The sequence below is a fragment of the candidate division KSB1 bacterium genome (genome assembly GCA_022566355.1).
Lineage (GTDB): Bacteria > Zhuqueibacterota > JdFR-76 > JdFR-76 > DREG01 > JADFJB01.
The window spans coordinates 88,969-102,645 of the sequence record JADFJB010000002.1; the positions used below are offsets into that span (position 1 = coordinate 88,969).

Annotated in this window: 3 protein-coding genes; all 3 read left to right on the plus strand. The window is 40.0% G+C overall.

Translation table 11 applies throughout. The features are described from left to right. The first annotated feature begins 37 nt into the window (after window positions 1-37). From IIC38_00920 to IIC38_00930, 3 genes are read left to right on the plus strand one after another with little or no spacing between them, the layout of a single operon-like run. Window positions 38-7,816: a hypothetical protein gene (locus tag IIC38_00920; GenBank protein MCH8124524.1), complete on the plus strand. Its 7,779-nt coding sequence runs from the start codon at window positions 38-40 to the stop codon at window positions 7,814-7,816. A 9-nt stretch (window positions 7,817-7,825) separates the two neighbouring features. Further along, window positions 7,826-9,751: a PorV/PorQ family protein gene (locus tag IIC38_00925; GenBank protein MCH8124525.1), complete on the plus strand. Its 1,926-nt coding sequence runs from the start codon at window positions 7,826-7,828 to the stop codon at window positions 9,749-9,751. Between the two features lie 12 nt (window positions 9,752-9,763). Then, window positions 9,764-13,657 carry a SpoIIE family protein phosphatase gene (locus IIC38_00930; GenBank protein MCH8124526.1) on the plus strand — a complete coding sequence of 1,298 codons (3,894 nt, stop codon included), beginning with the start codon at window positions 9,764-9,766 and terminating at the stop codon, window positions 13,655-13,657. The last annotated feature ends 20 nt before the right edge of the window (window positions 13,658-13,677 follow it).

The window sequence follows — 13,677 nt, forward strand, 5'->3', positions numbered from 1 at the left end:
ATCTCTGAATTTAAAAGAAATTTCGGATTGGACACAAATGTACGCAAATTCATGGAAGAAGTTTAAAACCTTCTTTTTTGTAGCATCAATTGTTTTTGGCTTTTCATCGAATGTTTTTGCCCAGGATGTAACGGCTCAGAGTACTGAAGCGGGGATTATGACAAATTATACATTTGATCTTACTATTGCCGGTACGTTAGATTCTGCGGCAACTTTTACTGCTGTATTTCCTTCCGGATTTGATGCGTCAAACGTAATCATCGCTACTAGTTCTACCATGGATGGTGGATTCGATGTTACATTTGCATCAACCACCACGGTGAATTTTAAACGGGATGAAACAGGAACAGATGCAACCGGTGCTGGGCATAACGTGATCATTGGTGTTGTTAAAAATCCTACTGCAACAGGTGTAACTGGAACTATTGTTTTGAGTGGCAGTGCGAGTGCGAATGGTACTGTAACTATAACAGCAGGAAGTTTAACAAAACTGGAAATTCGGGATACAGCAGGTGGTGGTGGAAGTGTCCTTACATCTTGGAGCATGACTGCTGATGACAGTAAGACCTATCATGCTCATGGTTATGACCAGTTTAACAATGATCTGGGTGATCAATCTGCAACGTGGAGTTCAACGGGGACTTTAGCGCCGACAGTTTCAGAAACAGCAACCAGTACAACTTTTAGTCCAACTACGGCACCGGCAGAGGGCGGTATAATTGCAACTTCTGGAAGTGTAACTGCTTCAGTTGCTGTTACCGTAAGTGTTGGAGCAGTAAATACTATTGAAATTGTAGATGATGGCGGGACAGCCTTAGGAACTCAAAATATTACGACAGATGATGATCTTGCTTTATATGCCAAAGCACAGGACATAGATTCTAATGACATTGGATTTGTCAGTGTTACCTGGAGCTCTTCAGGATTGACCCCTTCCGTAAGCGGCAGTGGAACGAGCACAACTTTTAGTCCTACAGATGATTCAAATGGTACGATAACAGCTACTCATCCCAATGATACCGATCAAATTACAGTGAATGTTTCTGTAGGAGCACTAGCGAAACTCAGGTTACGTAGTGCGGCAAATAATGGCGGCAGTGAGTTATCAGCCCAGGCGATGGTTATCGGTAGCAGTTTACAGATGTTTGCGGCGGGTTATGATTTAGATGACAATTATATAGCAGATCAGGCTTCATCGAGTTGGAGTACGACAGGCACGTTGACTCCCACGGTAACCGGCACGGGGACAGACAAGACCTTTACCCCGACGACGGCACCGGCAAGCGGGACGATAACAGCGACAGCGAGTGGAAACTCAGCGAGTGTAGGCATAACAGTAAGCCAGGGCACAGTAGCGTCTATATTGATTCGTGATCAGTCCGGTGGACTAGGGAATGAAGTCGGAGCAGTGGCCATGACGTCAGATGAATCACGGACGTTTTATGCAGCGGGTTATGATGCCCAGAGTAACTTTGTATCGGATGTGACGGTGACCTGGAGTTCGGGTGGAACATTGGCTCCAGCGGCGAGTGGCAGCAGTTCGAGTTTTACGTTTAGCCCGACGACAGCGCCGGCGAGTGGTACACTCTCAGCAGATGATGGCAGCGGCCATACCGATGATACCGGCACGATCACAGTGACAGTTGGGGATCCAACGAGAATAAAAATATTGTCCGAATCAAGTGGTGAAAAACTTGAAGTTACTTCAGTTGTAATGACACCAGAAGAAACCTTACCAGTTCATGCATCGAGTTTTGATGCTGAAAATAATTATATAGAGGATGTGAATGTAAACTGGAGTGTAAGCGGAGATATCGGAACATTAAGCAACTCTTCTGGTTCTTCAACAGTATTGACAGCAACGACTAAAGGTTTTGGCCTGATTGCAGCAGTTCATGCGAGTTTGATAGGTGATGTGACTGGAACCATTGAGGTACAGGCAGGCAATCTTAACCACGTCCTAATCATGACTAAATCCGGTGGTCCACCTGCCGGAGCTTTGGAGTTTGGCAATATCACAATTACAGCGGATGATTCCATAACCCTTTATGCAGCAGGCTTTGATGCCGGAGATACATATTTGGGGGATGCAAATGTGAATTGGTCTTCTACTGACCTTGATCCCGTAGTCAATGCTTCGGACAAATCCAGTGTGGTTTTCTCACCAGTACAAGCGCCTAAATTCGGTTTAATTTCCGTAACCGTGGTTGGTGCACAAGGTGATCAGACCGGGACTATTAGTGTAAAACCAGGAAACCCTACCGGTACTATCGAATTAACCGCAACCCCACCCGTGTTACCGGCGGATAATACAAGCAAATCAATTATTCAATCCAATGTAATCAGGGACAATGATCTGAATCCGATTGAAGCAGGTACGTTGGTTACAGTTGCCACGGACCTTGGCACAATCACAAACCCACAAGATTTAGATCCACTACAGCCGGATATTCAAATTGCGGCAAATTCTTCAGGCATTATTTCTTTTGAACTTCAAGCTGGAATTCAGGGAGGGACAGCATTTATAAGAGCAAACAGTTTTAACGCTGCGGGAGACACAAAGGTACAAATCACCAATTTACGAATTCTTAAAATATCAGCTCGAAATTTGGTCAGCCAGGGTCAACAGGATGTAATAGTAACAATGACGGTAGAAAACATTGGCAGTGAGCAGGTTATCAATAGTACGGCCTCACTGTTTTTTATAGGTCCGGCGCCTGATTTTACAAGCTATGATGGAGATTATACAGGACGTACTCGAAGTAATTTAGTAATACCTGCAAACACTACAACAACCATCGATTTTACCATTGGTGTTAATAATGATGCTACAATCAATTCAGATATTACCATCGATGGAAATGTAAGCGGCTCTGTAAATTCGGTTACAGTTTCAACTCAAGGTGCAGACACTACTGATATTTGGCGTGTGGAAACCCCTGCCGATCTAAGAATTCTCAGTGTCTCAACAAATCCCGACACTATTTCCCAGGGCCAACAAAAAATGCAAGTGGAAATGAAAGTGCAAAACCAGGGGCAAGCGACTGCAGATATTTCAAATGCTACCTTAGCTTTTCGAAGTGGAGCGACAAATGTGGATAACCAGTATACTGTCAATGCAGACGGAGGGAATCCGATATCCATTATAGGTGGGGAAATAGGAACTTTCGAGTTTGAAGTGGATGCTACCGGAAGCGCTGACCTGGGTTCTATTACAATAGACGGATCCATTTCGGGTGTTGACCGAAATTCTAATGTTGAGATTAATGATACAGATGCAGACACATCGGATAGTTGGGTCGTTGTTAAGGCATCGGTTATACAAATTGTTTCGCTTCAACCATCACAATCCGAAGTTACTCAAAATCAGACTCGTGATTGGGATGTTTGGATGCATGTGAGAAATAATAATAATACCGGTGGTTCTACCGTACGGTTTGATAGCGCGCGAATCACAATTTTTCTTGGCACTGAAGTTACACATGAATATTCAATAAGTACTCCAACAAGCTTTTTTAGCGGTGGACAAAATTTAACAACATTAAGCCCGGCAATCATTGATTCTGTTCGATTCATAATTCAAAACACCGGTTTTACCCGAGGGATTGCGACAATACAAGGGGAACTGTATGTGACGGATTTAACAAGCAATGAAACAATACCTGCCAATACAAATGGGAACTCTGCGAGTTTGACAATTCAATCTCCGGCTATTTTAAGTGTCTTTTTTCTTCAATTAACACAAACGTCCGTAACGGTAGGTCAGGAAACAAATTGGGATGTAATTGCAAATATCCAAAATGACGGTGAGAGCACAATAAGAATAGACACCTTGGTGGCTAAAACTTTTTTGGAGTTTAAATTCCAATCCAATCCCATTAATGATTTTGTTATTATCCAACCGCCGGGTTTGGATTCGGGTGGATTTGATTTAATCGGTGGACAATCATCAAGCTTAGTTTTTACAATCGATAAAACCAGTAGTGACACTACCGGTTTATTTACGGTCAAAGCTAAAGTTTCAGGAACTGAGGTGAATAGCGGCCGTGAAATTAATGATGAATCTGATCCAAAATTCTTTATTATAGAAGAGCCGCCTGAAATTCTAATCAGTTCCACAACAGTAATTGCTCCAAATACTCCGGACATTAATACCGGTCAGGTATTTCAAGTAAAAGTTACGATAGTAAATGATGGTGGAGACGCAGTTAAATCGGTATTTGTTGGTTTAGAGCGCGATAGTCTTGGCCAATCAATTTTTAGTTCACCTTTTCTAATAGGAACCATTCCGGGAGATGGGCAATCAAGAGTCGCCACCTTTTCAATAACAGCCTCACAAGCTGTGGGTATGTCCGAAACATTTACAAGCGCCATTTTAAGCGCCAAGGAAGAAAATACCGGGAATCTGGCAACCATATTACCTTCTGTGGATTCAACAGCAACCATCAACATTGAAAAACCGGCAGGTCTGGATATTGTATCGGTAACCCCATCTCAGGATACAGTGCTAGCTGGACAAGGGATTCCTAATTTTTGGGATGTTATTGTCGTGGTGCAAGATACCGGCGGAGCCAGCATTACTTTTGATGAATTCAATAAGGACGATCTCGTCTTTCGGTTAAACGGTGAAATTCAGGATGATTATACTATAGATTCCCCTGAAAATTTAAAGGGTGGAGATCGAATATTAGAAACGGGTGAGCGGGATACATTGATTTATGTCGTCAGAAGCACAGGCGGTTTAAGCGGAACGGTAGATATTTCTGTTTCATTATCAGCAAAAGATGACAATGATGAATCTGTGCTGGGAGTTACTAAATCAGGTTCAGTTGTAGTTAAATCCGCTGCGATTGTTCAACTGATAAAAACAGAAATAGAAGCCCCTCACCTGTTAGACCAGAACAATGCTGAAGTAAACCGAGGCGCCATCTTCAAAGTAATAGCCACTGTTGAAAATAAAGCGAGCGAAAATGTAAAAGATGTTTGGATGAGTATCATCAGCACCGGTGGATCAGAATTAATCGATACGTCTGTATCTATTCCATTTATTCCTGCTCGCGAAAGCCGATCAGCTGAATTTGAGATTAGAGCAGATTCCCAAGTAAACCCTGGAGAGACGTTTACGGTCAGGATTGATAGTGCAAGATCACAATTAAGTAATCAGCCCGCTTCTATTCAAGAACCCTTTGATGCAACCGCAATTGCGGTCATTGAAAATCCGGCAGTGGCAACGGTTGATTTATCGATTAACGATCAGGATGGATTACTTTCAGTTGAGCAAGCAGTAGAAGTCAGTGTATCCCTTGTCAATAATGGTGGCTCTCGCCTCGTTGGCACAGGACGCGTTGAGTTGATTATTCCGCAGAATTATGAACTTATTTTTGGAAATGACACAAGTTATGTGGCAAAAGATACGGTAGATATAGTATTTGGCACACAGGTACATTGGAACCTGGTTACACCGAAATTTAGCCAGGGTCCAGACATATTGATTGCCAATCTTCTTGTAGCGCCTAAAGATGAAAACACGGATCAAGACGCAATTATAACACCTGGATTTGACGAAACAATTATTGAAACCATCTCTGGCCAATTATTAACAGAAGAAGAGATTATAGACCCGGAAGGAGCCAAAGATGGTATTGTTTCTACCGAACAAGAATTTGAATTAAGATCAATAATCCAGGCTCCTGGCAACTTTAATAAACGTAAAGCTACGTTAATTTTGCCATCCCCATATGAAGTTATCACTACTAATTTAACTCAGGACTATGATGATCAGGATGAAATAATTTGGCATATTAAAGCTCCTGCAAGTATCGATCAGCAAAAACGGTATCTAATCATACAAGCACAAGCCACTGATGAATTCGGCACAACAGTATTTGCTGTTCCCGATAGTGTTGAGGTTGAAACTGTTAAACGCGCCAATTTACGTGTTACTGGTTTCATTTCTGAACCTCAGGGTGCGTTGGACGGGACACTCTCAGCAAATCAACCTTTCACAATAAGAGCCAGAATTGAGAACTTGGGAAAAGCAAGGACCGAAGGGGCTGCTTCGGTTAGTTTAAACCTGGGATTCTCAGGAGTTACTGTTCAGGAACCACTTGATCGGCCGTTTGTTTTTGATCCCGACAAAGTTGAATCTGTGGTTGATTGGCATGCAACAGCGCCAAATCAAGTGACTCCGACATCATGGATAACAGTGTCTATCGATACAATTCCGGATGATGAAAATACGAACCAATTAGCCCAGGTTAGTCAAGATCAATTTCAAATCCAGGTTCAAACGGTAAAAGCAGGTGATTTGTCAGATAGTCTTTGGATTAGTTTTCCAGAAGGTGCAACAGACAGTGTTTTATCAACAGACCAACAATTTAAAGTACGAGCATTAGTGACTTTCTTAAATGCCGAAGAGGTCACTACTATATTAACTCTACCACCGGGCTTTGATACTGAAAACAACTCCAGACTTGTGTTCGTATCAGGAGCCATTGTTTCGTGGGATGTAACGGCTTCTTCGACAGGTGTACAAAATCAAGTACTTGTAGTTCAAAGCCACGCTAGAGATGAAAATGATAGCAACCGTGAGATTTTCAGCGTAGCTGACAGTATCGCTTTAACGGTTGTTCAAAAAGCAAGAGTGCAGGTAGTCGCAAGAGTCACGGATCCTTTTGATGCTAAAGAAGGAATTGTATCAACGGAACAAGAATTTACTATTAGTGCGACTGTGGAAAATGCGGGTGCAGCAGACCTGAAAGGAGAATCCCAGCTTAGACTGGTATTGCCGGCTGGGTTTTCAACTGTGAATGATACCGTCACTATCAAAGAAACTTCAAACCAAATGGCAAGTTGGAGAGTAAAGGCACCTGTCTTACCTTCAGCAATTCCACAAAATATCACAGTATTTCTTGCCAGAGCACCCAATGACGAAAACACGAACGATCACGCAACTGTTGATATTTCAGTGGATAATGTCACATTAACAGTTGAACAGAAAAAATTAGAGATTGAATTAAATTCATCAATTGCCCCAGGTGCGTTTTTAAAAGGCGCAAAAAATGTTGGAGTATTGGGTCTCAATTTGAGAAACAGCGGTGGGCAAGGTTCGAGTTCAATTATTATTTCAAGAATTAATTTATATGTACGGGATGAGAATAATGAAAACCTTCCACCGAATTCTATTTTTTCATATATTTCGGTAAGGAATAGCAGAGACACAACGGATATTTTTGGGGCAATAATACCTGGTTCCGACAATCCAATGACTATACCGTTAGATCTGTTAAAGCTTAAATTAGAACCTGGTATTCTTAAGTTTATTGGGATTTATGTTGATATCTTACCTACTGCGAATACGACTAATTTTTATGTTACGTTTCTATTCGATGACGACATCGATGCTATTGACGAAAACACCCAAAAACACGTTTTCCTGGTAAATCAAAGTGGCGAAGACCTTGATATTCTGACGCTTAGATCAGACAATACCGGGATCGTTGAACCCAGTTTTTCTACTTTTGGAAATTATCCTAATCCATTTGGCAGGTCTGGATCATTCACCAAGTTCTTTTATGTTTTAGAAGAAAAAACAGGTGGAGAGCTGCGAATTTACACTCTTGTGGGAGATTTAGTTAGGGTGTATTCCTTTAGTGAAGCCGACGATGAATTTAGTTCTAAGGGACCTCATGACGGCTCAATTTCATGGGATGGGAAAAATGGCAATGGAGATTTAGTATTGAACGGCGTTTATATTGCCATTTTAACCACAAATAGTGGAAAACAAGCAATGACAAAAGTTGCCGTAGTTAAATAGAAGGTTGCTATGAGAATAAAGGTTAGTTTCTTATTATTTGGTGGTATATTGGTCTGTTTACAAAGTGCTGCAATAGCTCAAAATGGTGGAGTGAATAGCATTTTTCACCAAGGAGTCGGCGCCCGTCAATCAGCTTTGGGTGGTGCGGTGGTTGCATATCCGCAAGATCCAACGACGATTTACTGGAACCCGGCTGGTTTGGAATACCTTCCGGAAAAAAGTATTTCTTTATATTATACCACATTTTTAGGAGGCACTTCCTATCAATTTGTTGGATTTGCCTTTCCAACGTTGTATAATGGTACCTTCGGTGCAGGTGTTACTCGAATATCGGCAGATGGAATTATTGAACAAGGATCAACTTATTTGCAAAATGGACTTGGCGAATTTAGCTCTAACCAATCGGAATTCTATTTGTCTGGTGCTAAAATCATTCGTAACCTAATTTCAGTTGGAGTAAATATAAAACTACAGCATCATTCAATAAATGGGTTGTCCGATACCGGCATAGGTGGAGATTTATCGTTCATGTACCTTCCAGAGTTTGACAATTCACTATTGAGAAATATTCGCTTGGGATTAAATGTGCAAAATTTAGTATCTCCGATACTAAATCCCGGTGATGCGTCGGATAAGATTCCTACTCGATTGTTATTTGGCTTTGCCAAGCCTTTTTATTTAGGATTTGATCGAAATCCGCTGGTACTTTTGTTTAGTCTTGACCAAAACAAACAACAAAGTATGGGATATCATACAGGCTTAGAATATACATATTTGGACAAAGGAATGGTTAGGTTTGGGCTTGATCAGAATGGTTTCGCATTTGGTGCAGGTACTCTTTATAAACGAATCCAAATCGATTATACTTATGGTAAATTGACCGAATCCGCCTTTGGTGATAGCCATAAACTTTCCTTCTCAATTAATTTTGGTAAATCTCGCGAAGAATTATTGCAAATTGCAGAACGGAAGCGCAATTTAGAAATTGCCAGTCAGGTTGAATTGGGTTTAGACCAGGAGCGGCAAAATACAATAGATAGGTTGCTGATTGAAGGAAGGCAAATATATAGCAATGCATCAACCGTTCTTGAATACATGGATGCGATCATTAAATTTAGCCAGGTTTTGGACCTTGACAGCAACAATGCCGAAGCAGAGGAAAGATTGGCAGAATCCGACAAAAGAACTAGTGAACTTCGGCTAGCAGAACAACAAAAGATACTAAGTGCAATTGAGGACTCAAGAGTACAAAAAGAAACAATGAGAACACAAGCAAGAATTGATTCACTTACAAACCTTGGCCAATCCTTATTCAAGTCAGGCGGATATAATGCTGCAATTGAGCAATGGGATAAAGTGCTAGCAGAACGACCTGACGACCAGTTGGTTAAAGATATGATTGCAAGTGCACAGTCGGAATTAACGAAAAATGTGGACAATCTTATTCGACGAGCAGATAACATGGCGAAGAACCAGGATTATGCCGGCGCAATAACGGTATTGGCTGGTGTTCAACTTTTAAGCCTGGGAAACGAAGAAGCGCTGAGACAACTTTCAATAAAGATCAACGGGTTAGAAAGACTCCTCAATGTCTCCAGTTATTATCAATCGGGATTAATTGCTTATACTGAGGAAAAATGGGTCGAAGCATTGAATAACTTTACGAAAGCAAATAGAATTAATAGTAACTACATGAATCTAAAACACTATTATACAGAGGCGGAGCGTAGAGTAAATGCAAAGGATATGGCGATGACGCCTGAAATGGTAACGAAATACAAACAAGGATACGATCTCTATTTGGAAGTTCGACTTCAAGAGGCTATAGATATCTGGGAAGAATTGCTGATAGAACAACATTATAATAAACTGATAATCGAATTGATTGACAATGCTAATAAGCAATTGGAAAAACAAAAAAATATTAACAGGTAATGTACTAGTCTTGTGTTTAAATCAGTTGCTACAGAAGAAATTCAATTCCCTGCTGAGATAAATTCTCTCAAAAAGCTTCGAGATTTTGTAACGCGTATTGGTAAAAAATATAAACTTACCGATAAGATCATAAATTCTTTTAAACTCGCCGTTGACGAAGCCAGCACGAATATAATTCGGCATGCCTATCGCGATAAAAAAGGCCAAATAACCCTTCGAATCATCGTTCGTAAATATGATGTCACGGTCAGCCTCATTGACCAGGGGCGATATTTTGATCCTAAAAATGTAAAAGACCCGGACCTAAAGCGCTATGTTAACATAGGTAAAAAAGGCGGCTTAGGAATTTTCATGATCAGAAAATTAGTCGATGATGTTGATTACAGGCGCATTGAAAGAGGTAATGAACTCAGGTTAACCAATAGAAGAGAACGAAAAAAATCCAAGTTTTCATTACCTTCCTTTACCGGGTCGTTACGGGCCAAATATTTTTCCTTTGCAGCGGTTATTGTAAGTGCGATAATTGTAATTTATTACGTTTTCAATTTTATTACAATCAAAGGTCAAATCCTGGATGATGCTTATATTCGAATGCGTGATAGATCAATTCCGTTTGCTGCGAATATATTGGATGAATATGTAAATCGTAGCGAATTTAATCCTGAGCTCTCAGCAAAAGCACAAGAGTATTGGAATCAGAATCAAAACTTTATAAGATATGTGATTATAACAAATTTGAAGCATAAAATTGTAGGGTCTTCTAATCCCGGGTTGTTCACACCTGAATTAGATAATTTTAATCCGCAAAATCCCAGGTTCAACGTTGATGAGTATATTCAAGTAGCAATGATAACCACGAATCAAGACTCTGTCCAGTCAGAGTATTTTATTGTTCGGCGGCCCATAATACCAAGGCGCTCAACAGACAATAAAGCCATAGGTAATACCTACATCCTTATTCCAACTGAGCCGATTTTTGCAGAGGTAAAAGAAGAGCAAGCCCTGGTTGTGCAATTTTTCTTTTTGGTTTTAGTAATCGCCAATGCAAGTGTTGGTGTATTAATTTTGCTTGTATTTATTCCATTGCAAAAGCTTTCTACTTGGGTAAAAAGTATGGGAGAGGGGGATATCAAAGATCAGGTGGAAATTGATTCTTCCGATGAAATTGGTAAAATCGCACAGGCCTTCAGCGAAATTACAGATAAATTTCGAGAATCTCAAAAATCCCTTGTAGATCAGGAAAAAATTCAGCAAGAAATGCATTTGGCTAAAGAAATTCAGCAAACTCTTTTGCCTGCCGAGTTTCCGGAAATGGAAGGCTATGAAATCGCATCTTACTATGAATCAGCAAAAGAAGTAGGTGGAGATTATTACGATTTTGTTCAAATAGATCGTCATAGAATGGGTGTTGTGGTTGCTGATGTGTCTGGCAAAGGCGTTCCCGGCTCCCTGGTTATGACGATGATAAGAACAGCTCTCAGAACCGAAGCAAAAGGAAGAGGCTCTTCTGCAGATGTGCTTTCAAGGGTTAACCAATTCGTAATGGATGATATTCGCAAAGGAATGTTTGTTACACTTTTCTATATTATCCTGGATTCCAGAAGGAGAAGAATAACATTTGCGAGCGCCGGCCACAATCCCATGATCTTGCATCGGGAGTCTACAAAAAAAACCTATTATCTTAATCCTAAGGGATTCCCGGTTGGAATTTCATTGGGTGAAAATGATCTGTTTAAAAAATCCATAGTGGATGATACCATCCAATTAAGTAAGGGTGATATTATTTTATGCTATACGGATGGTATTACCGAAGCAATGAATTCTAACCGAGAATTATTTGGAGAAGAAAGACTCCTGTCGGTAGTGAGAGAATATGGTCGTTTGAGTGCTAAACAGTTTGTTGAAAAATTGAATGAAGAAATTCTGTCCTTCACAGAAGGTCATATACAAAATGACGACATTTCGCTTGTAGTGATCAAAGAAAACATGAATCCGGATGAAGCGGAATTGGAGCGTGCTAAACAGGCCTACTATAAAACATTGGATGGAACATCCATTAAGGATGCCAGCCAGGAAGTAGGAATCGCGCTCACCACCTTTAATAATAAGTATAAAAAGCAGTTTGAAAAAATGGGGATTGATCGATTCAAGCATGAATTTGAAACGACTTCGGTTGAGGCAAAACATTTAAGTATCGAAGAGCAAACCAAAATCTATGATATTATAAGGAAAACGCCTGTTTGGGGTCCGAAGCGAATTAGTGAGCAATTAGAAACAGAAGAATATGGATTTACAAAAATGTTACCTTGGCGAATCTATGATGAACTGGTTCGAAAACGATTGAATACGAAGCAGCTTCGAGAAGCCTATGTGGCTAGAGGTGATAATAAAAAGCGAATGAAACCGCCAGGAACACCGATGTTAACCCTAGATGGTCGGATTTTAGTCGAAGAATATATGGAACCCCCAATAACTTCTCCTGTTACACCGGTAGAAGTAAAACCAAAAGAACCAGAGAAAGAAGTTGTTGAACAAAAGCCAACTAAAGAAGAAATTGATAAAAAGAAACCGAAGAGTAAAAAAAGAATTCCTCTCGAAGATGCCGAGGTTTCTGATTATGTCCTCAAAGATATTGTAGAATTATTAGATAAAAACATAGAAGACGACTATAGCAAGGAAGTTAAGGAAGCATCGGAAGAGCAAACTGAAATAGAGACAACCAATGAACCGATGTCCATTTCTGCGATAGATGAAAGTAATAGTGAAGAGAATCCATCTGAAGTCGGTACCGATGTAAAAGATTTACTTGATAATTTGGAATATGACGAACCAAAAAATGAGCCGGATGAAGATATAGATTTTTCCGATTTGTCGACGGAGGAATATACAAAAGAATTATTTGATGATCGGTCAAACGGTGACGAACAGGATGACCTGGAGCCAGAAGAATCGATAGCAGAAGTTTCAGAATTAACTGATTTACAAGATGAGGAGTCTTCGGAACATACGCAACGCGTAGAAGAAACAGAAGAAACTGCAAAACAGGTTCTGGAAACCTTATCTGCTAAAATTGAAGGTGATGCAGACATTGATGATTCAATAAGCGCGAGTGAAGATGAAGAATTTATAGAATTAATTTCTGCAGATGCAGACATTGAACAAGTAGATGTAATTGAGCAATCAAGTGAAGAGTCGACCAAGGAATTAACAAAAAATACAATTAATGAGCCAATTGAAGAATCTATTGTTGATAGCAGCGATTCAGAACTTCAGCAAGAAAATAAAAGTGATATTGTCAAGGTTTCAAAAAGTCCCGAAGAAATATTTGATGAATTATCTGTGAAAGTTGACGAGGAAGAAAATAAATTAGAGGAAGTAATTTCGTTAAATGAAACCCCCAAATTGGACGAAAACAAGATAGATGATATATTTAACATGGTTTCGGAAGACGAAGAAATTAGTCTTGATAGCAAAGAGTTTGCTTCAGAATTCCCAAAAGAAGAAAATACAGAGGTAGTCAAAAAGGAAGCTGATTCAGTTGAAGAAAAAAAGCAAAAAATGATTATTGTTGGTGGTCATTATTATATGCAAAAAAAATATGAAAAAGCTATTTCCGTATTCCAAAGAATTATCGATAAGTATCCAAATACCATTGAAGCCTATTACAATTTGGGGAATTCCTATTTTCGGATCAACAAGTGGAATGAGGCGCGGGATGCATATGAAGCAGCCTGTGAGCTTGACCCGACCTTTCTGGATGCAATGGAAAATTTGGGTGTGATATATGCAAATCAAAAGGAATTTCATAGGGCTATCGATATTTGGGGCAAAATTTTGGAATACGACCCCAAACGTGTAGACTTGAAAAAAAACATTGAAAAAGCAGTAAAACTAAATGCGGGATAAAAATAAATTATGATGAAATT

Bases quoted from the DNA above. Each gene is read 5' to 3' on its own strand.
- IIC38_00920 (MCH8124524.1), top strand. From the start codon at position 38: ATGTACGCAAATTCATGGAAGAAGTTTAAAACCTTCTTTTTTGTAGCA.
- IIC38_00925 (MCH8124525.1), top strand. From the start codon at position 7,826: ATGAGAATAAAGGTTAGTTTCTTATTATTTGGTGGTATATTGGTCTGT.